This window comes from Streptomyces sp. R11 (genome assembly GCF_041051905.1).
Classification (GTDB): Bacteria; Actinomycetota; Actinomycetes; order Streptomycetales; family Streptomycetaceae; genus Streptomyces.
Genome location: NZ_CP163432.1, coordinates 8,692,108 through 8,715,248, shown reverse-complemented (window position 1 = coordinate 8,715,248; position 23,141 = coordinate 8,692,108). Strand labels below are relative to the sequence as shown.

At 71.3% G+C, this 23,141-nt stretch carries 17 protein-coding genes and 6 pseudogenes; 16 read left to right on the top strand and 7 right to left on the bottom strand.

Translation table 11 applies throughout. The features are described from left to right. Positions 1–136 precede the first annotated feature (136 nt). The 3 genes and pseudogenes from AB5J55_RS40245 to AB5J55_RS40235 all read left to right on the top strand — a co-directional run. Positions 137–412 (top strand): annotated as a pseudogene (locus AB5J55_RS40245) (tRNA (adenosine(37)-N6)-threonylcarbamoyltransferase complex transferase subunit TsaD); the annotation flags it as partial. A gap of 104 nt (positions 413–516) precedes the next feature. Further along, the gene (locus AB5J55_RS40240; RefSeq protein WP_369275372.1) at positions 517–1,149 is read left to right on the top strand and encodes a GNAT family N-acetyltransferase; all 633 of its coding nucleotides are present in this window, start codon (positions 517–519) and stop codon (positions 1,147–1,149) included. A 16-nt stretch (positions 1,150–1,165) separates the two neighbouring features. Then, positions 1,166–1,593, top strand: a pseudogene (locus AB5J55_RS40235) (5-methyltetrahydropteroyltriglutamate--homocysteine S-methyltransferase); the annotation flags it as partial. A 174-nt stretch (positions 1,594–1,767) separates the two neighbouring features. On the opposite strand, the gene AB5J55_RS40230 reads toward AB5J55_RS40235, so the two are convergent. From AB5J55_RS40230 to AB5J55_RS40215, 4 genes are read right to left on the bottom strand one after another with little or no spacing between them, the layout of a single operon-like run. Next, positions 1,768–3,492 (bottom strand): dolichyl-phosphate-mannose--protein mannosyltransferase, encoded by a 1,725-nt coding sequence (locus AB5J55_RS40230; protein ID WP_369275371.1) that lies wholly within the window; start codon positions 3,490–3,492, stop codon positions 1,768–1,770. 17 nt (positions 3,493–3,509) lie between these two features. After that, on the bottom strand, positions 3,510–4,526 hold the full coding sequence (locus tag AB5J55_RS40225; protein WP_369275370.1) for an MBL fold metallo-hydrolase: 1,017 nt from the start codon (positions 4,524–4,526) through the stop codon (positions 3,510–3,512). After that, the gene (locus tag AB5J55_RS40220; RefSeq protein ID WP_369275369.1) at positions 4,523–5,302 is read right to left on the bottom strand and encodes an enoyl-CoA hydratase/isomerase family protein; all 780 of its coding nucleotides are present in this window, start codon (positions 5,300–5,302) and stop codon (positions 4,523–4,525) included. Before AB5J55_RS40220 ends, AB5J55_RS40225 begins: the two co-directional genes overlap by 4 nt. Before the next feature lie 59 nt (positions 5,303–5,361). Further along, a complete protein-coding gene (locus tag AB5J55_RS40215; RefSeq protein ID WP_369275368.1) occupies positions 5,362–6,300 on the bottom strand; it encodes an NAD(P)-dependent oxidoreductase in 939 nt (312 codons plus the stop codon). Positions 6,301–6,483: 183 nt separating this feature from the next. Here AB5J55_RS40215 and AB5J55_RS40210 point away from each other — a divergent pair, with 183 nt between their 5' ends. From AB5J55_RS40210 to AB5J55_RS40180, 7 genes are all read left to right on the top strand, one after another. After that, positions 6,484–7,080 carry a TetR/AcrR family transcriptional regulator gene (locus tag AB5J55_RS40210; RefSeq protein WP_369275367.1) on the top strand — a complete coding sequence of 199 codons (597 nt, stop codon included), beginning with the start codon at positions 6,484–6,486 and terminating at the stop codon, positions 7,078–7,080. 227 nt (positions 7,081–7,307) lie between these two features. Continuing rightward, positions 7,308–8,963: a cytosine permease gene (locus AB5J55_RS40205; protein ID WP_369276432.1), complete on the top strand. Its 1,656-nt coding sequence runs from the start codon at positions 7,308–7,310 to the stop codon at positions 8,961–8,963. A gap of 388 nt (positions 8,964–9,351) precedes the next feature. Beyond that, positions 9,352–10,941, top strand: a complete 1,590-nt coding sequence (locus tag AB5J55_RS40200) for an ABC transporter substrate-binding protein (protein ID WP_369275366.1) — start codon at positions 9,352–9,354, stop codon at positions 10,939–10,941. A 26-nt stretch (positions 10,942–10,967) separates the two neighbouring features. Further along, positions 10,968–11,936, top strand: a complete 969-nt coding sequence (locus AB5J55_RS40195; RefSeq protein WP_369276431.1) for an ABC transporter permease — start codon at positions 10,968–10,970, stop codon at positions 11,934–11,936. Positions 11,937–11,941: 5 nt separating this feature from the next. Continuing rightward, a complete protein-coding gene (locus tag AB5J55_RS40190) occupies positions 11,942–12,832 on the top strand; it encodes an ABC transporter permease (protein ID WP_369275365.1) in 891 nt (296 codons plus the stop codon). Then, complete coding sequence (locus AB5J55_RS40185; RefSeq protein WP_369275364.1) at positions 12,829–13,794, top strand: ABC transporter ATP-binding protein; 966 nt, start codon at positions 12,829–12,831, stop codon at positions 13,792–13,794. The genes AB5J55_RS40190 and AB5J55_RS40185 overlap by 4 nt, the downstream gene beginning before the upstream one ends. After that, complete coding sequence (locus AB5J55_RS40180) at positions 13,787–14,467, top strand: ABC transporter ATP-binding protein (protein ID WP_369275363.1); 681 nt, start codon at positions 13,787–13,789, stop codon at positions 14,465–14,467. The genes AB5J55_RS40185 and AB5J55_RS40180 overlap by 8 nt, the downstream gene beginning before the upstream one ends. A gap of 28 nt (positions 14,468–14,495) precedes the next feature. Here the strand turns inward: AB5J55_RS40180 and AB5J55_RS40175 are convergent, their stop codons facing one another. Together AB5J55_RS40175 and AB5J55_RS40170 are read right to left on the bottom strand one after the other, a co-directional pair. Then, a complete protein-coding gene (locus tag AB5J55_RS40175; protein ID WP_369275362.1) occupies positions 14,496–16,283 on the bottom strand; it encodes a protein kinase in 1,788 nt (595 codons plus the stop codon). A gap of 115 nt (positions 16,284–16,398) precedes the next feature. Continuing rightward, positions 16,399–16,818 (bottom strand): annotated as a pseudogene (locus AB5J55_RS40170) (NAD(P)-dependent oxidoreductase); the annotation flags it as partial. A 1-nt stretch (position 16,819) separates the two neighbouring features. Here AB5J55_RS40170 and AB5J55_RS40165 point away from each other — a divergent pair. Beyond that, positions 16,820–17,343, top strand: a pseudogene (locus AB5J55_RS40165) (molybdopterin cofactor-binding domain-containing protein); the annotation flags it as partial. 35 nt (positions 17,344–17,378) lie between these two features. Here AB5J55_RS40165 and AB5J55_RS40160 read toward each other — a convergent pair. Beyond that, a pseudogene (locus AB5J55_RS40160) lies at positions 17,379–17,878 on the bottom strand (hypothetical protein). Between the two features lie 137 nt (positions 17,879–18,015). Between AB5J55_RS40160 and AB5J55_RS40155 the strand changes: the two are divergent. From AB5J55_RS40155 to AB5J55_RS40135, 5 genes and pseudogenes are all read left to right on the top strand, one after another. Further along, positions 18,016–18,401 (top strand): annotated as a pseudogene (locus AB5J55_RS40155) (molybdopterin-binding protein). Between the two features lie 101 nt (positions 18,402–18,502). Continuing rightward, positions 18,503–19,330: a molybdate ABC transporter substrate-binding protein gene (gene modA / locus AB5J55_RS40150; protein ID WP_369276430.1), complete on the top strand. Its 828-nt coding sequence runs from the start codon at positions 18,503–18,505 to the stop codon at positions 19,328–19,330. Next, positions 19,327–20,175, top strand: coding sequence for a molybdate ABC transporter permease subunit (modB, locus tag AB5J55_RS40145; RefSeq protein ID WP_369275361.1), 849 nt, complete (start codon positions 19,327–19,329; stop codon positions 20,173–20,175). Before modA ends, modB begins: the two co-directional genes overlap by 4 nt. A 243-nt stretch (positions 20,176–20,418) precedes the next feature. Continuing rightward, positions 20,419–21,495 (top strand): ABC transporter ATP-binding protein, encoded by a 1,077-nt coding sequence (locus AB5J55_RS40140; protein ID WP_369275360.1) that lies wholly within the window; start codon positions 20,419–20,421, stop codon positions 21,493–21,495. 238 nt (positions 21,496–21,733) lie between these two features. Continuing rightward, entirely contained in the window at positions 21,734–23,137 is a 1,404-nt protein-coding gene (locus AB5J55_RS40135; RefSeq protein WP_369275359.1) for a M1 family metallopeptidase, read from the top strand. The last annotated feature ends 4 nt before the right edge of the window (positions 23,138–23,141 follow it).

The following is a 23,141-nucleotide window of genomic DNA, read 5'->3' as shown; positions in this document are numbered from 1 at the left end:
CAGCCGCGCAGCCCAGGCTTCTGCCGGCAACTCGCAAGAACAACGCAGGGGCGGCAAAGCCCATGTCAGGATTCAGTCAGGCCTTATTGCACAATACTTGCAACAGCATAGGAAGTGCAGAAAGAGGTGGGCCGGCATGGGACGCAAGGCATCTCCGATCGTGCTGGGCATCGAGTCGTCCTGCGACGAGACCGGCGCGGGGCTCGTCCAGGACGGCCGGCTGCTCGGCAACGCCATCGCGTCGAGCATGGACGAACACGCCCGGTACGGCGGTGTCGTACCCGAGATCGCCGCTCGCGCCCACGTGCATTCGGTACGACCGGTGATCCAACAGGCCCTGGACGGAGCCGGGTTGCGGCTCTCCGATATCGGCGCGGTCGCCGTCACCACCGGACCGGGCCTGTCGGGCGCGGGTGCCGGTGCCGAACCGGCGCCGCTGGATGTGTCGATCGATCCGTCGGCGCCGCTGGCGCACGCGGCGCTGCACCCTGTGGCGGCCGGGGCGGTGGCGGCCTGATGGACATCCGCGTCTTCAAGGACGCCGCGCTGCTCCCCCACACCACCGCCCTGCGGTCCGTGTACACCGACGCCTTCTGCGCCCCGCCCTGGGACGAGGACGAGGAGAAGGACGTCGAGTTCGCGGCGCGGCTCCCGGTGAACGTACGGCGTCCGGGTTTCACGGCCGCGCTCGCCTTCGGCGGTGAGGAGGTCATCGGTTTCGCCACCGCCTGGACCACCCTCGCCCCCTTCCCCACCGACCGCTGCTACCCCCAGGCCGCCGCCGGGCTCGGTCACGACCGCACCGTCGACTGGCTCTGCGGCGCGCGTGAGATAGACGAACTCGCCGTACGCACCGACGCCAAGGGCACCGGCCTCGCCGCCGATCTGCTGGAAGCGGTCACCGCGGACGCTCCCGAAGGACGCTCCTGGCTGCTCACCTCCGTCCGGTCGGGGCGGGCCATGGCCTTCTACCGCCGCCAGGGGTGGACGCAGGCCACCCACCCCTCCCCCGAAGGCAAGGGCACCGTCGTCTTTCTGAGCCCTCGTCACCCCGCCCGCCCCCTGGCCGCCCCACCCCTCACGTGGGCGTCGTCCGCGGCATCCAGGAGGTCTGCCGCACCGCCCGGCACGGCTCCCTCTGCCGGCTGAACAGCAAGGTCCGGGGGGCTACTGGAAGGGCCGCGTCACCGCCGACGCGCTGCGCATCACGGCCGCTGAGCCGCGCGCCGCCAACTGGCGCCGGCTGGCCGACGCAGGCATCCACGAGGTCCCGACGGGCGACTTCTCGTACTACGACCACGTCCTGGACGCCACCGTCATGGTCGGCGCGATCCCCGAGCGGCACCGGGACGCCGTCACGGCCGACAGCCTCGACGGTTACTTCGCCGTGGCGCGCGGCACGCAGGACGTGGGACCGCTGGAGATGACGAAGTGGTTCGACACGAACTACCACTACCTGGTGCCGGAGTTGGGCCCGGACACGGTCTTCACGGCCGACTCGGCCAAGCAGGTCGCCGAGCTGAAGGAGGCCCTGGCGCTGGGCCTGACCGCCCCGTCCTGGTCGGCCCGGTCACCTACCTGCTGCTCGCCAAGCCAGACGGCGGCCGGTGCCACGGTCGACGGCAGGCAGGCGACGGTCATGGTGAACCTCGGCCCGGGTGGTCCGGACGCACAGAGCGACGACATCAGGGCGGCCGTCCGGACGGCGCTCTGGGAGGGACGCGAGGGACGCCCCGCGGGTACCCGGTAGCCGAGCCCCCGTCGGACTCATATCCAGGTGTCGAGCCACATCCTGGCGTGCCAGTCGGCGTAGGGGATCGTCTGCCCGCTGTAGATCGGGAAGAAGTAGATGAAGTTCCAGGCGATGAGCAGGACCAGCGCACCCGCCGCGACCGCACCGCCCGTACGGCGCACCTCGCCGGCCCCCGGGGGCCCCAGCAGCGCACCGATCAGCATCGCCACGGCCAGACACAGGTACGGCACGAACACGACCGCGTAGAAGGAGAAGATCGTGCGGTCCTGGTACAGGAACCAGGGCAGGTAACCGGCGCCCACCGCACACAGGACAGCGCCGGCACGCCAGTCGCGGCGCAGGGCCCATCGGTAGAGCAGGTATGCGAGGGCGAAGCACGCCGTCCACCACAGCAGTGGCGTGCCCAGGGCGAGGATCGTCTGCGAGCAGTCGACCGTCGTGCGGCAGCCGTCCGTACCGGGTTTCGGGGACTCGTAGTCGAAGAGCACCGGGCGGCCGAGGACCAGCCAACTCCAGGGGTTGGACTCGTACTTGTGGAAGCTGTGCAGCCCCACGTTGAACTGGTACACCCCGTACTCGTAGTGCCACATGCTGCGCAGCGGAGCCGGGATCCACGACCAGGGGCCGCCACGGCCGTCGGCCCAGTGGCGCGCGTAGCCGTTGTCGGAGCGGAACCAGCCGGTCCATGTGGCCACGTACGTCACCACGGCGACGGGGACGACGGACAGCACCGACCATCCGAGGTCCTTGCGCAGGACCGCCCGGTAGGGGTGCCGCGCCCCTGCCACGCGGCGCGAGCCGACGTCCCACAGCAGGGTCAGGACCATGAAGAAGGCGAGGAAGTACAGACCGTTCCATTTGGACGCGGCCGCGAGTCCCAGGAAGACGCCGGCCGCGAGCCGCCATGGACGTACTCCCGTCCCGGCGTGGTCGCCGGCGTGCCGGTCCGGGCGAGCACGGCCGTCCTCGCCGACCGGCAGGGCGGCCGCGAGTCGGGCCCGGGCGTGGTCCCGGTCGATCAGCAGGCTTCCGAACGCCGCCAGTACGAAGAACATGACGACCAGGTCCAGCAGCGCCGTGCGGCTCATCACGTAGTGCAGACCGTCCACGGCCAGCAGCGCTCCGGCCAGGCAGCCCAGCGCCGTCGAACGGAACAGGCGGCGGCCTATTCGGCACAGCATCAGCACCGACAGCGCGCCCAGGACCGCCGTCATGAAGCGCCAGCCGAACGGGTTCAGACCGAACATCCACTCACCGACGGCTATCACCCACTTCCCCATCGGCGGGTGGGCGACGAAGGCGCCGGTGTCGGAGAGCGGGATCACCTGGGGGTCCGCGAGTATCTGCGGGTCGGCGATCTTTCGGTCCGGCCAGGTGCCCTCGTAGCCGAACTGCAGCAGGGACCAGGCGTCCTTGGCGTAGTAGGTCTCGTCGAAGACGACGTCCCGCGGGCGGCCGAGGTGCCAGAGGCGGATCGCTGCGGCCAGGGCGGCGACGAGTACCGGCCCCATCCATTCGATCACCTTCGCGAGGGCGTGCGCGCGTGCCGGGCTGAGGCGCGTGAGGTACGGGAAACGGGTTGAGGGCTTGGGGAAGGGCGGCACGAGACGTTCGCGGGTGTCGGTCCGAGGGCGTCCGACGTATCCGAACCGACGCAGACGGGCCTGCCAGTCGTGGGGAGTTGTCGTCGGCGGGGTGCCGTCGAGGACCTTGGCCCGCGACACGCTGCTACTCGTCATCGGATGACCTTAAACGGTCAGCGGTCGTTGACGGTGCCCTGAGCCGGCCATGCCCGCGGGAACGGCACCGCCCACAAGGACCGAGCGGTGACAGGGGCGTGCTCGGCCGCCGCGTGGAGCCTCCCGGCGCGCAGGACGACGGCACCGCTGCGGAGCATCGCGTCGACCAGTTCGGTGGCGAAGTCCTCCGGCTTCCGGTCCAGTTGCCGTGCCGCGTCGGTCAGCCATGCCCGTGCGAGCAGGTAGGGCTCGACCTCGGCGGAGGGCAATCCGTCTCGGATCATCAGGGCGAAGGCGAAGATTCTCCGGGCGCCGTACCAGACCGCTCCCGCCGGATCGTCGACGAGGCGCTGTGCGCGACGCAGCGCGGTGGCGAAGGCGGCGCCGGGGTCGGTCGGGATCGGTCCGTGTGCGGGCAGCAGCACCTTCGGGTTCAGGTCCGCGAGCCGGCGTAGGGAGTTGAGCGCGAGGGCAGCGGCGTCGGGTCCGTCGAGGGCGAGGTTGACCCAGCCGACGTCGTAGTCGGACAGCGCGTCGCCGACGGCCAGCAGCCGTTCCTCCGGCTGCCACAGGGCCAGGTGACCCGGCGTGTGCCCCGGCGTGGACACGACCTGCCAGTCGGCATCGCCCAGGCGGAGCACCTGACCGTCCTGGAGCGGCATGTCCACGGTGTAGGGGGCGACCGGCTGGTCCAGGTATTCCGCCAGACAGCACCCGGGGTCGCGGCGGGCGAGGGCACCGGCGTCCGGGGCACCGGCCGCGATGGCCGCGCCGCTCGACTGGAGCAGGGAGTTCGCGCCGACGTGGTCGGAGTGCCAGTGGGTGTTCACGACCATGGCGAGGCCGCTCTCCCGGGCGTGCGCCCATGCGGCCGTCTCCTCCGCGTGGCCGACGAAACCGCTGTCGACGAGGGCCGGTCGACGGCCGTGCAGCAGGAGCAGGTTGGCGTCGGGGAACGGCCTGCGCTGCCATGTCACCCAGGCCGGGAGTCGCTCGGTACCGCGGTCCGTCGAGTCCTGCCTGCCGCCCGTCACCACGGCGCCGGGCTGCCCTTGAGCTGCTGCCAGTACCGCCGATGCGCATGCCGCGCCCCGTCGCTCGTCATCCCGGCAGGCAACTCCTTGTCGAGCGGATCGGCCAGCTCCGCGATGTCCCGCAGCGCGGCGGCCTGGCAGGCCCGCTTGGTGAACGCGTACTGCTCGATGCAGTCCTCCGGCGTCGTCCCGGCGACCTCGACCGCCCGCTCCAGCAGCTCGTCGGCCTCGGTCAGTTCGTGCACCATCCCCAGCGCATGTGCCTGCGCCGGGCCGAAGATCTCGCCGAGCAGACAGGTGCGGGCCGCCACCGGTTCACCCCACGCGTACGCGAGCATCCGCACGTACACCGATGGCATCGGGATCCCGATGGGCACTTCGTTCAGCCCGAATCTGGCTCCCTCCGCCACCGATACCCGGTAGTCGCACACCGCCGCAGTGATCAACCCCCCTGCGAACGCATGCCCGTTCACCGCCGCCACCGTCGGACGCGGATACGTGAACAGCCGCATGTTCGTCGCCCGGTAGTCCTCGAACCACGACGCCACCGCCGCCCGGTCCCCCGCAAACAACGGGAAGTGCTCGCCCAGGTCCAAGCCGGCGGAGAACCGGCCGCCCGTGCCCGTCAGAACGACAGGGCAGTGCGCATGATCACGCTCGAGGCGGTCGAACGCCTCATGCAGATCGGCGAAGAAGGCACGGTTCTGCGCGTTCACCGGATTGGTCGTCATCGTCACCACGGCCACCCGGCCCCGTCGCTCGATCGTCCAGCTCATAGCGATACCTCCGTGTGCAATCGGCTGGTCGGTGGGCGGGGTCGTTACCAAGTCGCCTTTCATGACGTGGTGTTGTCCACACTGGGGCGTTGATCAGCTCTGTCGTCCGGGGAGCCGGGAAGAGCGGAGCCGTCCGTGCGGGCCTCCAGCGCACGCAGTACGGCCACCATGTCCTCGCCGCCGTGGCCCTGGGCGACGGTCTCGCCGTACAGGGCGTGGCAGACGTCGAGGAGGGGCGACGCCACTCCGGCCTTGCGGGCGGCCTCGGCGATCAGCCGGTTGTTCTTGAGGACGTCCGCGGCCCCGGCCTGGACCGCGAAGTCCCGGGCCAGCAGCTTGGGCCCCTTCACCCGGGAGACGGCGCTGGCCATCGGTCCCGCGTCGAGGACATCGCGGAGCAGGCGTTGGTCGAGTCCGTGCCGGTCGGCGAAGTGGAACGCCTCGGTCAGGCCGGTGACGAGGGTGATCAGGAACAGGTTGACCGAGAACTTCATCAGCAGGGCGCCCGGTACGCCGCCGCAGTCGAACGTCTCGCGGCAGATGGGGGCGAGGATGGGGCATACGGCCGCGACGGCGTCGTCGTCGCCCGCCAGCATCGCCACCAGGTCGCCCTGTTCGGCGGGGACGCGGGAGCCGGAGACCGGCGCCTCGACGTAGCGTCCGCCCACGGCACGGACGGCGTCCTGGAGGGCGGCCGAGTACTCCGGCGCGGTCGTGCCCATGTGGACGACGGTACGTCCGCCGATCTGCGCGGCGAAGTCCGGGGTGCCACGCCCGAGGACCGTGTCCACGGCGGCTTCGTCGGCCAGCATGAGGATGACCGTCTCCGCCCGTGCGAACACCTCGGCGGGGGTGTCCGCGATGTGGGCGCCGGCGGCGCGCAGGGGCTCGCTGCGGTCGCGACTGCGGTTCCACACGACGAGGGGCGTTCCGGCGCGAGCCAGGTTGAGCGCCATGGGCTGTCCCATGACCCCGAGACCGATGAATCCCACGTACACGATGCACCGCCGCTTCTCTCACCGCACCCCGCTCGTCGCACGGCACGCCGCTGCTGTCTCCGCGCCGGGGCCGAGCCGTCGCCCACCCCAGTCCACTATGACCGTCGTCATAGTAACCCCGCACTATGACGACGGTCATAGAATGGGTTCAGGATCATCGGGGAACGGTCGCTGGAGGTCGGCATGGCGGTGTCCGAACGAGGCCCGCGCGAGCGGATGGTCTTCAGCGCTGCCCAGCTCATCCGCCGTGACGGGGTCGCCGCCACGGGGATGCGTGAGGTGGCCGCACACGCCGGGGCGCCGCGCGGCTCGCTGCAGCACTACTTCCCCGGCGGCAAGGAGCAGTTGGTCAACGAGGCGGTCGGCTGGGCGGGCCGGTACGCGGGCAACCGTGTCGCCCGGTTCCTTGCCGCGCTGGACGAGCCGACGCCCAGCGGGCTGTTCGCGGAGATGGTCCGCCAGTGGACCGACGAGTACGAGGCCGCCGGGTTCGCGGGCGGCTGCCCTGTCGCGGCCGCCACGGTGGACTGGGCCGAGTCCACCGAGTCGACGCGGGAGGCGGTGGCCGCCGCGTTCGGCACTTGGACCGGGCCGGTGGCCGGGGCTCTGTCCGACATGGGTGTGCCTCGGGAGCGGGCCGGTGCGCTCGCCACGCTCATGATCAGCGCGTTGGAGGGGGCGATCCTCATGGCGCGGGCGGAGCGGGACGTCCGGGCGCTGACGACCGTGGCGCGGGAACTCGGCCCCCTCCTGGACGCCGCGGTGGCCAAGGCGGGTTGACAGGAACCGGCGCGCCTTGGGGACATGGGCCGGTCAGGGCCTCGCCCTGCGGGAAACACGCCCTTCATCCAAGGAGTCCTCGGGGGAAACGACTCCTGCCTAACGTTCCTGCCTCGCCGACGTTCGTCACGCGGGACACCCCCTCCGCACCGCTGCCGAACCGAGGCGCCCCCCACGGCAGTCCCCAACCCGCAGCAAGGAGGCGTGGCGTGAGCACGGAGCCACGACTGGCAGAAGTCACCGAGCCCGGACCCGAGCAGCAGGCGTCGCCGGGCACCGACCAGGCCGTCAAGGAGACCCTCGAGGACTACACCCTCCGCTTCGCACCCCGCAGTTACCGCCGCTGGACCCCGATGGTCGTGGCGACCACGGCACTCGGCGGCATCGCCTACATGGCCGACTTCTCCATCGGCGCCGGCATCGGCCTGGCCCACGGCACCGGAAACGCGCTGCTCGCGATCCTCGTCGCGGCCGTCGTCATCTTCGTGACCGGCTTCCCGCTGGCCTACTACGGCGCCCGCTACAACATCGACCTGGACCTCATCACCCGGGGGTCCGGCTTCGGGTACTTCGGTTCGGTCCTCACCAGCGTCATCTTCGCCAGCTTCACCTTCATCTTCTTCGCCCTCGAGGGTTCGATCATGGCCCAGGGCCTCAAGCTCGGCCTCGGACTGCCGCTGTGGCTGGGCTACTTGGTGTCCACGCTGATGGTGATCCCGCTGGTGATCTACGGGATGACGGCGCTGAGCAAGCTCCAGGTGTGGACCACGCCGATCTGGCTGCTGCTGATGGTCGCCCCGCTGGTCTACCTGGTCGCCACCGACCCGGCGACCGTCGACCGATTCCTCGCCTACGCCGGCACCGACGGCGAAGGTGGCGTCAACACCGCCGCCGTACTGCTGGGCGCGGGCGTGTGTCTGTCGCTGATCGCGCAGATCGGCGAGCAGATCGACTATCTGCGCTTCATGCCGCCCAAGACCGAGGCCAACAAGCGCGCCTGGTGGACGGCCGTGGTGATGGCCGGTCCCGGCTGGGTCGTGCTGGGCGCGCTGAAGCAGGCCATCGGCGTCTTCCTCGCCGTCTACATCCTCGCCGAGGTCGGCCCCACCGCCGCGCCCGAGCCGATCCAGCAGTTCAAGGGCGCCTTCGACGCGATGATGCCGTCCTGGCTCGTGGTCCCGCTGGCCGTGGTCCTCGTGGTGATCAGCCAGATCAAGATCAACGTGACGAACGCCTACTCCGGCTCCCTCGCCTGGACCAACTCCTTCACCCGCGTCACGAAGCGCTACCCGGGCCGAATGATCTTCGTCCTGGTCAACCTCGCCTTCGCGCTCGCGCTGATGGAGGCGGACATGTTCAGCTTCCTCAACAGCATTCTGGGCTTCTACTCGAACTGCGCGATCGCCTGGGTGGTCACCGTCGCCACCGACATCGGCGTCAACAAGTACCTCCTCAAGCTCTCCCCGCACGCCCCCGAGTTCCGCCGCGGCATGCTCTACGCCGTCAACCCGGTCGGCGTCGTCGCCTTCGTCGCCGCCTCCGGGCTCTCCATCGCCATGTACTTCCACGCGCTGGGCGACACCCTCCAGCCGTACTCCCCGGTCGCCGCCGCCGTCATCGCCTTCGCCCTCACCCCGCTGATGGCCGTGGCGACCAAGGGCAAGTACTACCTGCGCCGCGCCGACGACGGCATCGACGAACCGATCCTGGACACGGACGGCAACCCCAGCGACGTGACGTACGAGTGCCATGTGTGCCGACAGCAGTTCGAGCGCCCGGACGTGGCCGCCTGCCGGACACATGACGCCGTCGTCTGCTCCCTGTGCCTCAGCACCGACAAGGTCGGCGACCACGTACTGCCTGCGGCACCCGCCATCCCCTGACAACCGGCAGCTGACACTCAACAACCTGAGGGCTCCCGCAAGCCACGTGCTTGCGGGAGCCCTCCGTCGTGCCGTCCGCCGTACAGACAGACCCCGGGTACCCGGCACCCCCTCCCTTATTGCATACTCTTCGCAATAACGAGATGGATGCAGAGGGGGGCAGGGTCGCATGGGGACTCCGGACCACAGCCGCACCCAGGCTGCCGCCCTGCCCTTATGACCACCCCGCAACTCCGCCCGCACACAGGCGAGATGCTCCCGCGCCCGGGATTCCTCGCCGGTCAGGCCCCCCGATCCGCAGTGGACTGATGCGGGGCGCCCCTGGGTAAGCCCTCCTATCGCACTTGATACGCAACAACGATTCACAAGCAACAAGGGTGTGACGCTCATGACGACCCGTCGAATACGTAGTGCTGCCGTGACGGCGGCGGCAATGGTGGCCGGGGTCGCCGCCTGCTCCGCACCCGGCAGCGGCGGCAGCGGCAGCAAGGCCGCCGACTCCGTCGTGATCGGGGTGGCATCCGAGCCGGACACCCTCAGCCCCCTGCTCGGCTACGGCAAGGACGGCAACTCCAAGCTCTTCGACGGTCTGCTCGCCCGCGATGCCGACCTGAAGCTCAGACCCGCCCTCGCGAAGGCACTGCCCGAGATCGGGGCCGGCGGCCTCACCTACACGTACACCCTCCGCGACGGCGTGAAGTTCAGCGACGGCGAGGCACTGACGGCCGACGACGTGGTCTTCACGTACCGGACGATCCTGGACGAGAAGACCAACAACACGGCCCGCAGCGAACTGGACGCCGTCAAGGAAGTGCGGGCGGACGGTGACGACAAGGTCGTCTTCACCCTGAAGTACCCGTACGCGCCCTTCGCCGGGCGCACGGTCCTGCCCATCGTCCCCGAGCATGTCGCGGGCGAGCAGGACCCCAACACCGGCTCCTTCAACACCAAGCCCGTCGGCACCGGCCCGTACGTCCTGGCGGCATGGAGCAAGGGCGAGAAGCTCACCTTCAAGGCCAATCCGGACTACTGGGGCGGCGCGCCGAAGGTGAAGACGTTCACCATGGCGGTCATCGCCGACGACAACGTGCGCGCCACCCGACTGCGCTCCGGCGACCTGGACGGCGCGGTCCTGCCGCCCAACCTCGCCGCCACCTTCAAGAACGACGACGGCACGAAGTCGTACGAGGCGAGGTCCTACGACTTCCGCGCCGTGACCCTCCCGACCGCCGGCAAGGTCACCGGCGATCGCGCGATCCGGCAGGCGCTGGATGCCGCCGTGGACCGCAAGGCCATGGTCGACAAGATCCTCGACGGTGCGGGCACACCGGCGTACGGGCCGCTGCCCGTCGACGATCCCGCCTTCGCCGAGGGCATCGAGCGTCAGCAGGACCTGGACAAGGCCAAGCGGATTCTGGACGCGGCGGGCTGGAAGGCAGCCAAGGACGGGACCCGCGCCAAGGACGGGCAGCAGGCCGCGTTCACGCTGCTCTACCCGTCCGGTGACAAGGTCCGCCAGGACCATGCCCTCGCCTACGCCTCCGACGTCAAGAAGGCCGGCATCAAGGTGACGGTGGAGAGCGCCACCTGGGAGGTCATCGAACCGCGGATGAAGGACACCGCGGTCCTCGCGGGCTTCGGCAGCACCGGCGACCCCGACTTCGGCCTCTACACCCTGCTGCACTCCTCCCTCGCCGGTGACGGCTTCAACAACATGGCCCGCTACGACAGTCCGGACGTGGACAAGGCCCTCGACACCGGCCGCCGCACCCAGGCCCCGGCCGAGCGCGAGGCCGCGTACGAGGCGCTCCAGCGCGAGCTCGTGAAGGACCCGGGCTACACGTTCCTCACCCACATCGACCACCTCTATGTGCTCGCCGACCGCTGGGACGGGCTGACCACGCAGCTCGAACCGCACGAGCACGGCTTCGCCAGCGGCCCCTGGTGGAACATCGAGGACTGGCAGCCGAAGAAGTGAGCGTGAGGTCCCTGCCCTGGGGAGCGATGGCACGCCTGGCGGGACGGCGGACCCTGTTCGCCGTCCCCGTCCTGATGGTCGTCACGTTCGGCGTGTTCGCCATCGCCGCCGCCTCCCCCTTCGACCCCGTCAAGGCGTACGCCGGCACGGCGGCCCTCGGTGCCGACCAGGAGACCCTGGACCGGCTGCGGGACAACCTCGGCGTGGACCAGCCCTTCACCGCACGCTGGTGGCACTGGCTGACCTCCGCCCTCGGCGGCGACCTGGGCCACTCCAGCGTGCTGCGGCAGCCCGTGGCGCAGGTGATCGGTGAGCGCCTGGTGTGGTCGACGCTGTTGTGCACGGTCGCGTTCGTCACCGCCGTGCTGATCGGCACCCTGCTCGGAGTGCTGGCCGCCCGAAGCCCGGGCTCGATGCTGGACCGGGCCGTCAGCTCGCTCGCGTACACGCTGGAAGCGGCGCCGGTCTTCTGGATCGCGCTGCTCGCCGTCTGGCTGTTCGCCCTCCAACTGGACGTCCTCCCGGCCGGCGGCCTCACGGACACGGCCAGCGAACAGGTCACCCCTGGGCAGGTGGCGAGCCATCTGATCCTGCCCGCCGGGGTGCTCGCCGTCTCCCAACTCCCCTGGTTCACCCTGTACGTCCGGCAGGGAGTCGGCGATGCCCTTGCGGAGGACCCCGTACGCGGCGCCCGGGCCAGGGGCCTGAGCGAGACCACCGTCCTGCTCGGCCACGCGCTGCGCTCCGGACTCCTGCCGGTCCTCACGCTGATCGGCTCCCGCGTCCCCGAGCTGATCACGGGCGCCCTGCTCGTGGAGACCGTCTTCAGTTGGCCGGGCATCGCCGCGGCCACCGTCGAGGCGGCCACCGCCGTCGACTTCCCCCTGCTCGCGGCCCTCACGACGCTGGCTGCCGCCGCCGTCCTCGTCGGCAACCTGTTCGCCGACCTCCTCTACGGACTGTTCGACCCGAGGGTGAAGCTCAGTGAAATGTGACTCCCATGACCCCAGTTGAGACCGACGTGCGGTCCGGGCCCGGATGGCGCTCCCCCGGCACCAAGCGCCGCTCGACCCGCACGCTGCGGATACGCACCTCGGCCGCGCTGGTCGCCCTGACCGTCCTCGCAGTGCTGCTCGTGCCGCCGCTGGTGCAGCTCGACCAGCAGGCCGTCGACCTGGCCGCCAAACTGCAACCGCCGTCCTGGGCCCATCCCTTCGGCACCGACGACGTCGGCCGGGACCTGCTGCTGCGCTGCGTCTACGGCCTCCGGGTCTCCCTGCTCGTCGGCGTGGCCGCCGCGCTCACCGCGACCGTCATCGGCACGGCCGTCGGCGCCACGGCCGGGGCGCTGGGCGGCTGGGCCGACCGCGCGCTGATGCGGGTGGTCGACACGGTCTCCTCCGTGCCCCATCTGCTGCTGGGCATCTTCATCGTCGCGATGTTCCGGCCGGGCGTCTGGCCGGTGATCGTCTCGGTCGCGCTCACCCACTGGCTGTCCACCGCCCGGATCGTGCGCGCCGAGGTCCTGTCCCTGCGTTCACGCCCGTACATCGACGCCGCCGTCTCCGGCGGTGCGTCGCGTTGGCGGGTCGCGGTCCGGCACCTGCTGCCCGCCGTGCTGCCGCAGGCCGCGCTGGCCGCCGTACTGATGGTGCCGCACGCCATGTGGCACGAGTCGGCGCTGTCCTTCCTCGGGCTCGGTCTGCCCACGCATCTGGCCAGCCTCGGGAACCTCATCCAGGGGGCGCGGGGCTCGCTGCTCGCCGGACAGTGGTGGCCGACCCTGTTCCCGGGCCTGTTCATCATCGTCCCCACACTCGCCATCGCCGGACTGTCCGGGGCCTGGCGGGAGCGGATCAACCCGCGCCGCCGATCGGAGCTGATGCTGTGACCGAGCGACCTCCCGTGCTGTCGGTGCGTGGGCTGTCCGTGCGCTTCCTCATGCCCGGCGGACGCCGTGTCGCGGCCGTCACCGACGCCCGGTTCGACGTGGCGGCCGGCGAATGCCTCGCCCTGATCGGTGAGAGCGGTTGCGGAAAGTCCGTCCTCGCCTCCGCCCTCCTCGGCCTGCTGCCCTGCAACGCCCAGACCGCCGGCGAGGCCCGGCTCGGCGACCTCGACCTGCTCACCGCCGACGAACGCACCCTCGCCCGCACGGTACGGGGCCGCCGTATCGGCCTGGTCCCGCAGAGCCCGGCGGCACACCTCACCCCGGTGCGCACCATCCGCTCCCAGCTGGAGGAGACGGTCACGGCGTTGACGGGCGTGCGCGGGCGGACGGCCGTACGTGCCGCTGCCGAGGCGGCCGCCGAGCGCACGGCCTTCCCCGTGGACCACCTCGACCGCCACCCGCACGAACTGTCCGGCGGGCTCGCCCAACGCGCCGCGACCGCCCTCGCGCTGGTCGGCGACGCGCCCCTCCTGCTCGCCGACGAGCCCACCACCGGGCTCGACCGCGACCTGGTGGAGCACACGGTCGACGAACTGCGGCGCCACATCGACGACGGCGACCGGGGCCTGCTGATGATCACCCATGACCTGGCGGCGGCCGAGCGCATCGCCGACCGGGTCGCCGTCATGTACGCGGGCCGCATCGTCGAACTCGCCGCCGCAGCCGCCTTCTTCGGCACCCCCGGCCCCCGCCATCCCTACAGCCGCGGGCTCCTCGACGCCCTCCCCGACCGCGCCTTCGCGCCCATCCCCGGCATGCCCCCGGAGCTCGGCGACCTCCCCGCCGGCTGTGCGTTCGCGCCGCGCTGCGACCGTGCCACGGACGCCTGCGCCGGTCTGCCGCCGGTGACCGAGGCCGCGGCCTGCCACCATCCGCACGTCCCGGAGGACGCCCGTGCTTGAACTGCGCGCCATCACCGCCGGATACGACAGAGGCGCGCCCGTCGTACGGGACGCCTCCCTGACGGTCGAACCCGGCGAGGCCGTCGGCCTGCTCGGCCCCAGCGGCTGCGGCAAGTCCACCCTCGCCCGCGTCGCCGCGCTCCTGCACCGCCCGGAAACCGGAACCGTCCTCCTGGACGGCACCCCCGTACGCCGCTGGCGGCACGCCGCCCCGCGCGAACAGCGCACCGCCTTCGGCGTCGTCTTCCAGCAGCCCCGCCTCTCCGCCGACCCCCGGCTGCGCCTGGCCCAGCTGATCGCCGAGCCCCTGCTCGCCACCGGCCGACGGGAGGGCTCGGCCGACCGGATCGCCGAACTGGCCGAAGCCGTCGGCCTCACCCCCGACCTGCTCTCCCGGCGCCCCCACGAGGCCAGCGACGGCCAGCTCCAGCGCGCCTGCCTCGCCCGTGCCCTCGTGCTCCGCCCGCGCTGGCTCGTGTGCGACGAGATGACGGCCATGCTCGACGCGTCCACCACCGCCGCCTTGGTGACGGTGGTCGAGGACTACCGCCGGACCACCGGCGCGGGCGTACTGGCCATCGGGCACGACCGCACGCTGCTGCAGCGGTGGTGCGACCGCACGGTCCACTGGGACGAGGTGGGCGCCGAGAAGCCCCTGGCGCGACGGTCCTGAACAACTCCACGCGCCCGGGACACGGGTGTCAGTCCTCCGCGGGCATCACGCGGGTCACCTTGCCCTTGGTGTCGGCCTCCAGGTAGCCGGCCTGGTACGCGTCGGTGAGGTAGACGGCGACTCCGGCCGGAGTGTCGAAGACGTCGTTGGGCTGTCGCACCAGCAGGTAACGGGACTCCGGCTTGTCGACGTTGAGCTTCCTCTCGGCCTCTTCGAGGAGCGCGGGGACCCGGTCCCAGTTGAATTCGTCGAGGCTGACGGGCTGGTCGCCGCCGGAGAGGGTGCCGGAGATGATGCCCTTCTCCACACCCTGCCCCGGGCGGTAGGTGTAGGAGTCGTACTTCGTGTCGCTGCCGTCGACCATCAGCTCGGCGGACGCGTACTCCGGGTAGACGGTGAAGTCGCCGAACCGGTCCCGGCCGGTCTCGTCCTTGAACGCCTTGATGGCTTCGCGGATGCCGTCCGGGGTGAGCAGGGTGCCGGTCTTCGGCTGCTCCGACTGCCGGGCCGCCGGAGCGGCGCCGGCGTCCGCGTCGGTCGGTGAGACGGTCGACTGCGGGGTCGATGGGGCGGGCGTGTTGCCGCGCGCGTCCGCGTCACCCGACTCGCCTCCGACGGGCAGCAGCCACCACAGCAGAGCCAGGGCGCCGGCGAGCGAGGTCCCGGTGACGGCCAGCAGGGCGGTCCGGCCCGGGCGGCGTCGGGGAGCTGCTTGCGCGGGCACCGTCAGCGGCTGGGGAGGGGTCTGCCCCGGCCATGGGTGGACCGGCGGCGGCCCGAATCCGGCGGGGGTGGGCGTCGAGGCGGGGCCGCCCGACGGGAAGGACGTGGGCGACGAAGAGGCCCCGCCTGGGTATGTGGGGGCGGTCGGGGCGGAGCCCGGGGCGGACGTGTATGTGGGACCGGGCGGCGGGTTCAGCGGATACGACGTGGCCTCGTCCCGCACCGCCGAGGCGTCCGGCCCGCCCGAACCGGACTCGACCTCCGCCAGCTTGAGGTCCAGTACGGCGGCGGACGGCCGCGCCGACGGGTCCCGTACGAGCACGCTCATCAGTACGTCCCGCAACGCGCCGGCACGCACCGGCGGCGGCACGTCGTCGTGGAGGACCGCGGCGAGGGTGGCCAGGGTGTTGGCCCTGCGCAGCGGGTGGTGGCCCTCCACGGCGTTGTACAGCATCATCGCCAGCGACCACAGGTCGGAGGAGGAGCCGCCCTCGTGCCCGGAGATGCGCTCCGGCGCCATGAAGTCGGCCGTGCCGATGATGGAGCCGGTGGCGGTGAGGTTGGTCGACTCGCGGATCGCGGCGATGCCGAAGTCGGTGAGGACGGGGCGCCCGTCGGGCCGCATCAGGACGTTGGCGGGCTTCACGTCCCGGTGCTGGATGCCGGCCTCGTGCGCGGCGGTCAGCGCGGCGAGCACTCCCCGGCCGATTCGCGCCGCCTCGGCCGGCGGCATCGGTCCCTGGGCCAGCCGGTCGGCCAGCGAGCCGCCGCTGACCAGCTCCATGACGATCCACGGGTAGGTGCCGTCGCCGCCATCGACTATGTGGTGGATGGTGACGACGTTCGGATGGTCGATCCGGGCCAGGGCCCTGGCCTCGCGCAGCACGCGTTCGCGCAGCATCCGCGCGCTGTCGGGATCGTATTCGGCGAGGTCCCGGTCGGGCGGGCGGACCTCCTTGACCGCCACCAGCCGGTGCAGCACCAGATCCCTGGCCCGCCAGACCGTCCCCATCCCGCCGCCACCGAGACGGGCCTCCAACTCGAAGCGCCCGTCGACGACTCGTCCACCGGGACCTCTGTCTGCCTCACTCATGGGCGGGAGCTTAGTTGTCGCCACGGACAGTGTTCGCCGGTGGTCATGGCTACCGAGCTGGAGGTAGGGCGGTTCAGCCCTGGCAGGCCTGTCCCGGCTCGTGTGCAGTCGACGGGCCGCGCTTCATCGTCGCCAGCAGTTCGTCGCCGAAGAGACCTTCCGTCTCGGGGTGCAGCGGCGCGTTGATCGTGAGGATGCCGCAGTGCGGGGCCATGTCGGCGGCCGTCGGGTGGAAGGTCAGGCCCAGTTCCCGCTCGATGTCCTCGGGGAGGCGGTGGCGGTCGGTGCAGTGCAGCTTCACGTCGAAGGGCGCGAGGCGCCTCAGTACCGCCAGGCCGATCCGTCCGGCGGCCACCGTACCGACGTGCATCCCCTCCAGGTCGTACGAACGCGCCACGCAGTCGGCGATGTTCCAGCCGCCGTCGACGACCACCTGGTGCGAGGGCAGGTGGTTGCGCGCCAGGGACAGCGTCATCATCACCGCGTGTTCGGCGACGCTGATGCTGTTGCAGTAGGGCACCTCGGCGACCGTCACACTCCTCGACTTCGCCGCCGCCCATCTGCGCGTCCCTCGCGCCGACTGCCGGCTCACGGAGGAGGCGGTGCTCCACCCCGGCGGACGGCTCCCCCTCAAGCAGCTGTACGCGGCGGCCCAGGCGGTCGGTGTCGCCCTCGCCGCGGACGGGCACTTCGGCGGCACGCCGCGCTCGGTCGCCTTCAACGCCCAGTGGCTCCGCATCGCCGTCGACCCCGGCACCGGGGAGATCCGCACCTGCGCAGCGTCCACGCGGCCGACGCGGGCAAGGTCATGAACCCGATGCAGTGCCGGGGCCAAATCGAAGGCGGCGTCGCCCAGGCGCTGGGGGCCACCCTCTTCGACGACGTCCGCATCGACGACCGCGGCGAGGTCGGGACAGCCGCGTTCCGCCGCTACCGGCTCCTCCAGTACGCCGACGTCCCGCGCACCGGGGTCCACGTCATGGAGACGGCCGACGCCATCGGACCGTTGGGAGCCAAGTCGATGAGCGAGAGCCCCTTCAACCCGGTCGCCCCCGCCTTCGTGTGGCTGGGGCTGCGGGATCAGGGGGTGAGCGGTCACTGATGGCGAGGCCTCACCCCCCACGAGGTGTAGCCGCCGTCCACGCGGATCGCGTTGATGCCGCTGATGTGACGGGCCCCGCAGCGGTCCTGGGGCAGGACCAGCTGTGGGCCGGCGCGGTGGAGAAAGGTGTCGTCGATGCCGACCGCGAGCAGGTCGGGCGCGCGGCCGAAGTCGGGGTCGATCTCCGCCCAGGACAGCAGGGCGTGGTGGCCGTCCGTGCCGGAGACCGCGATCAGGAAACGCAGGCGGTCCTTGCGGCGGGCGGGGTCGAAGACGGGACCGGCCGCCGACAGGACGTCGTACAGCAGCGGCCCGGTGAAGCGGTGGTGCCGGATACCGCTGGTGGCGCACTCGAAGCTGACCTCGGCCTCGTGCTGCGGCCAGCGAGCAGGTCGGGCACCGTCAGGCGGGCCGGATGGGCCAGATCACCGGTGAGGGCGAGTTCAGCCACCCGTCCGGCGGCCGTACCGACAGATGCCAGGGATCGACTCACGACAACCACCTCCCGGATGACCGTACCCGGACCCTGATCCCGTACAAACGCACATGCCAGCCCGCGCGATCACCCCTCCGGCTCATGCGATGCAACAGGCGACTTTCCCCTTGCATCTGCGGCATTATCATCGGCGTATGCACACCTACCGGATCGGGGACGCGGCCGCCTTACTCGGCGTCAGTGCCGACACCGTGAGGCGTCTGGTCGACGGCGGGAAACTCACCGCCGAACGCGAGACATGGGTCACCGGATCATCCCCGGGCCGGCCCTGGCGGCCTACGCCCGGCAGTTGCACCGTACGGAGCGGGAATCCGCCGCCTCCTCGGCCCGCAACCGTCTCTCCGGGATCGTCACCGCCGTGCTCCTCGGGGACGTGTCGGCCCATGTGGAGATCCAGACCGGGCCGTTCCGGGTGGTGGCGATGGTCAGCCGTGAGTCGGCTGAGGAGCTGAAGTTGGAACCCGGGGTTCCGGCGGTTGCCGTGATCGAGTCGACCAACGTGGTCGTCGAAAGACCGTAGATCGACAGGTGATTGTGCGTCCGCCAGGACCACAGGTGATTGTGCGTCCGCCAGGACCACAGGTGATTGTGTCCGTCAGGACCAGAGGGAGTGGACCCGTGTTGACCCGTACCGCGCGCCGGAACCGCCGGACCCTGCAGGTGGCCGGCGCAGGAGCCGCCGCGCTGCTGGCGCTGAGCGCCTGCTCGTCGTCCGACGACGCCTCCTCGACGAAGTCGGGCTCCTCCGCGTCCGCCTCCTCGTCGGGCAAGCTCTCCGGCGAGGTGACCGTCTTCGCGGCGGCCTCGCTGAAGGAGAGCTTCACGACACTGGGCAAGGAGTTCGAGAAGGAGCACCCGGGTACGAAGGTCACCTTCAGCTTCGGCGGCAGCGACTCGCTCGCCGCGAGCATCACGGGCGGCGCTCCGGCCGACGTGTTCGCCTCGGCAAGCCCCAAGACGATGAAGATCGTCACGGATGCGGGGGACGCCTCCGGCACGCCCGCCACCTTCGTCCGCAACGAACTGGAGATCGCCGCCCTGCCGGGCAACCCCGACAAGATCTCCTCCCTCGAGGACCTCACCGAGTCGGGCCTGAAGGTCGTGCTCTGCGACAAGGAGGTGCCGTGCGGTGCCGCCGCGCAGAAGGCGCTGGAGGCGAGCAACCTGAAGCTCACGCCCGTCTCCTACGAGCAGGACGTCAAGGCCGCCCTGACGAAGGTCGAGCTGAAGGAGGCCGACGCGGCCGTCGTCTACAAGACGGATGTGCACGCGGCGGGTGACAAGGTGGAGGGCGTGGAGTTCCCCGAGTCCGCCGACGCCATCAACGACTACCCGATCACGCTGCTGAAGGACGCGCAGAACGCCGAGGCCGCCAAGGCGTTCATCGCGCTGGTGCAGTCCGCCGAGGGCCAGAAGGTCCTGACCACGGCCGGGTTCCTCGAGCCGTGATCCCGGGCGACAAGGCCGGTGCCACGACCGATTCCCTCCGGGGTGGGCCGCGGCGTCGACGCATCCGTACGGGCGTGCCGCTGCCCCTGCTGTTCCCCGCTCTGCTCGGCCTGGCGTTCCTGATCGTGCCGCTGATCGCCCTGCTCGTACGGACCCCGTGGCGGAGTCTGCCCGAGCAGCTGACCAGCGCCGAGGTGTGGCAGGCGCTCCAGCTGTCCCTGGTCTGCGCCACGGCCGCCACCGCGGTGAGCCTGGTGATCGGCGTGCCGCTGGCCTGGCTGCTGGCCCGGGTGGAGTTCCCCGGCCGCGGCCTCGTACGGGCCCTGGTCACCCTGCCCCTCGTCCTGCCGCCGGTCGTCGGCGGTGTGGCGCTGCTGATGGCGCTCGGCCGCAACGGCATCGTCGGGCAGTGGCTGGACTCCTGGTTCGGGATCACGCTTCCGTTCACCACAGCGGGGGTCGTGGTCGCGGAGGCGTTCGTGGCGATGCCGTTCCTCGTCATCAGCGTCGAGGGCACCCTGCGGGCCGCCGACCCCCGCTACGAGGAGGCCGCCACCACCCTGGGCGCGTCCCGTTTCACAGCATTCCGCCGGGTCACACTGCCCCTCATCGCCCCCGGCATCGCGGCGGGCGCGGTCCTGGCCTGGGCCCGCGCGCTCGGCGAGTTCGGCGCGACGATCACTTTCGCCGGAAATTTCCCCGGCCGTACGCAGACCATGCCCCTGGCCGTGTACCTGGCGTTGCAGAGCGACCCCGAGGCGGCCATCGCGCTCAGCCTGGTGCTGCTGGCTGTGTCGATCGCGGTGCTGGCGGGGTTGCGGGACCGATGGATGACAGCGGGATGAGCCGGGGTACGGGACCGTGGGAGGTCGGCCGGGCCGTCCGGCGTTCCCGCCCGCGGGGTGACCGTCCGGCCACCGGCCCAGCGCGGACCCCGGAGAGCAGCCCGGCCTCCCGTCCTCCGCGACCCCTGGACGACAGCCACGCACGCGGGCCCACGAACCACAGAGCGACGACCAGGCTCGAACCACCGCAGGATCGCCCGCCCACCCCAGGCCGGCCCTGCCCGAACGTGAGATGACTGCCGGATGACCGAGACCTACGACGTCCGCGCCGACGCCGTTCCGGACGGGCTCGACGCCCGCCTCGTCGTGGACCGCGGTGCCTTCCGCCTCGACGTGGCGCTGACCGTCGCTCCCGGCGAGGTGGTCGCGCTGCTGGGCCCGAACGGGGCGGGCAAGACCACCGCCCTGCGTGCCCTCGCCGGGCTGACCCCGCTCAGCGGCGGCCATCTGCGGCTGGACGGTGCGGAGTTGGACCGTACGCCGCCCGAGTCGCGACCGGTCGGCGTCGTTTTCCAGGACTACCTGCTCTTCCCCCACCTCACCGCGCTCGACAACGTGGCGTTCGGGCCGCGCTGCCAGGGCGCGTCCAAGGCTCAGGCGCGGGCGCAGGCCGCCGAGTGGCTGGGCCGCCTGGGGCTGACGGATCACGAGGGCGCCAAACCGCGCAAGCTTTCCGGCGGCCAGGCCCAGCGTGTCGCCCTCGCCCGCGCGCTCGCCACGAGCCCCCGGCTGCTGCTGCTCGACGAACCGCTGGCGGCGCTGGACGCCCGAACCCGCCTGGAGGTCCGAGCCCAACTCCGCCGTCACCTGGCCGAGTTCGAGGCGGTCGCCGTACTCGTCACGCACGATCCACTCGACGCCATGGTCCTGGCCGACCGCCTCGTCGTCGTCGAGCACGGCCGAGTCGTCCAGGAGGGCGCGCCGTCCCACATCGCCCGCCACCCCCGTACGGACTACATCGCCCAGTTGGTCGGCCTGAACCTCTACCGGGGCGAGGCCGAGGGCCACACCGTGCGACTCGACGCCGGGCCGTCCGTCACCACGACGGAGGACCTGTCCGGGCCCGTCTTCGTGGCGTTCCCGCCCAGCGCGGTCACGCTCCACCGCGACCGCCCTACCGGCTCCAGCGCACGTAACCTGTGGCAGTGCCAGGTGGCCGGCCTGGAGACGCACGGCGACCAGATCCGCGCCGACCTCACCGGCGAACTCCCCTTGGCCGCGGACCTCACCACGGTCGCCGCCGCCGAACTCGATCTGCACCCGGGCGCGGAGGTCTGGGCGACGGTGAAGGCGGCACAGACCCACGCCTACCCCGTCTGAGCACCCCGAGCCCGCCCGTCGAGGCTCGCAACGGCTGACACGTGAGGCGGTCGGGTCCGGTGGGCTCCGGTGGGCCTTGCCTCAGGACCGCCGCCCGCCGAACTGCCGGTCGTGGACCTCGACATCGGCGTCCCGCTTTGCCGTCGGCAGCCTCGCACGCCACCGAGAGCGGAGCGGAGCTCACCACTTCCCGCAGGTGAGGGCCAATGCCTCACTCGCTGTGGCATGATCCGCTCCCATGCCGTCGTTACCCGCGTGGTCGTCAAGGGCCGCTGGCCGTCTGCTGATCGTCCTGCTCGCGCTGCTCACCGCGCAGGGCGCCACCGGCGCCGATGCCGTCACGTCATCCGGGGCTGAGGCCACGACCACCTCCACGCCCACCGCGACACCCGATCGGCTTCGCTACGACGTGTCGCTGCGCGGCAACGCCGACGGCTCTCGCTGGACGGGCCGGCAGCGGGTGTCGTTCCGCAACTCTTCCGATCGGCCGCTGCGTGAGGTGTACATCCGCCTCTGGGGCAACGGCGTGGACGAGTGCGGCTCGCCAGGCACGCCGTCACCGGTCGAGGTGTCCAGGGTCGGCGGGGGTACCGCGGGCCGGCTCTCCGTGAACTGCACGGCTCTGCGGATCGCCCTGCCGAGGCCGCTCGCGCGCGGGGATCGCGCGGCCGTCGCCTTCGACGTGTCCATCACCGTGCCCGAGCGCAACAGCCGCTTCGGCCGCGAGGGCGCCTTCCGTTTCCTGGGTAATGCGCTGCCGGTGCTGGCCGTGCACGATGCCAAGGGCTGGCACCTCGATCCGTATGTGTCGACCGGGGAGAGCTTTCACACCCTGGCCGGCGACTTCCGGGTGGCCATCGACCACCCCACCGCCCTCAAGGTCCCGGCCACCGGCCGCACTTGGACGCGCCCCGGCGAGCACGGTCGCAGCCTGACACTGAGCGTCGCGCACCGAGTACGGGACTTCGCGTGGGCGGCGGGCCCGTTCCGCACCGCCACGGAGACCACGCCCGGCGGCGTGCGGGTGAGGTCGTACTGGGCGCCGGGCACGTCCGGCGAGGGGGTGCGCCTCACCCGTCAGGACGGTGCCGCCGCCGTCGACCGGTTCGGCGAGGAGTTCGGCCGCTATCCGTACGGCGAGATCGACCTCGTGATGACCAGCGGGTTCGGCGGCGGCATGGAGTACCCCGGCCTGGTCCTCCTCGGCACCACCGACGAGGGCAGTGCCGTCGTCCACGAGGTCGCCCACCAGTGGTGGTACGGCATCGTGGGCAACGACGAATACGGCGCGCCCTGGCTCGACGAGAGCTTTGCCCAGTACGCCAACGCCCGCTTCCACGGCTGGGAAACCCGCGACTGCTGGTCGCAGGTCGACTGGCCGAGCGACGAAACAGCGCTGACCAATTCGATGGCGTACTGGGCCGGACACCCCGGCGAATACCACTTGCTCTATACGGCCGGGCCCTGCGCGCTGGCGGACCTGGAACGCACTCTCGGCGCGAACACCATGGCCCGCCTCCTCAAGGAGTATGCCCGCGATAACTGGTACGGCGTTTCCACCACCGCGGAATTCAAGAAGGCCGCCCAATCCGTGACGGGCAAGGACCTGAACCCGTTCTGGAAGCTGCACCGGATCCGGTGAAGGA

Bases quoted from the DNA above. Each gene is read 5' to 3' on its own strand.
- AB5J55_RS40240 (WP_369275372.1), top strand. From the start codon at position 517: ATGGACATCCGCGTCTTCAAGGACGCCGCGCTGCTCCCCCACACCACC.
- AB5J55_RS40230 (WP_369275371.1), bottom strand. From the start codon at position 3,492: ATGACGAGTAGCAGCGTGTCGCGGGCCAAGGTCCTCGACGGCACCCCG.
- AB5J55_RS40220 (WP_369275369.1), bottom strand. From the start codon at position 5,302: ATGAGCTGGACGATCGAGCGACGGGGCCGGGTGGCCGTGGTGACGATG.
- AB5J55_RS40210 (WP_369275367.1), top strand. From the start codon at position 6,484: ATGGCGGTGTCCGAACGAGGCCCGCGCGAGCGGATGGTCTTCAGCGCT.
- AB5J55_RS40200 (WP_369275366.1), top strand. From the start codon at position 9,352: ATGACGACCCGTCGAATACGTAGTGCTGCCGTGACGGCGGCGGCAATG.
- AB5J55_RS40195 (WP_369276431.1), top strand. From the start codon at position 10,968: ATGGCACGCCTGGCGGGACGGCGGACCCTGTTCGCCGTCCCCGTCCTG.
- AB5J55_RS40190 (WP_369275365.1), top strand. From the start codon at position 11,942: ATGACCCCAGTTGAGACCGACGTGCGGTCCGGGCCCGGATGGCGCTCC.
- AB5J55_RS40175 (WP_369275362.1), bottom strand. From the start codon at position 16,283: ATGAGTGAGGCAGACAGAGGTCCCGGTGGACGAGTCGTCGACGGGCGC.
- AB5J55_RS40140 (WP_369275360.1), top strand. From the start codon at position 20,419: ATGACCGAGACCTACGACGTCCGCGCCGACGCCGTTCCGGACGGGCTC.
- AB5J55_RS40135 (WP_369275359.1), top strand. From the start codon at position 21,734: ATGCCGTCGTTACCCGCGTGGTCGTCAAGGGCCGCTGGCCGTCTGCTG.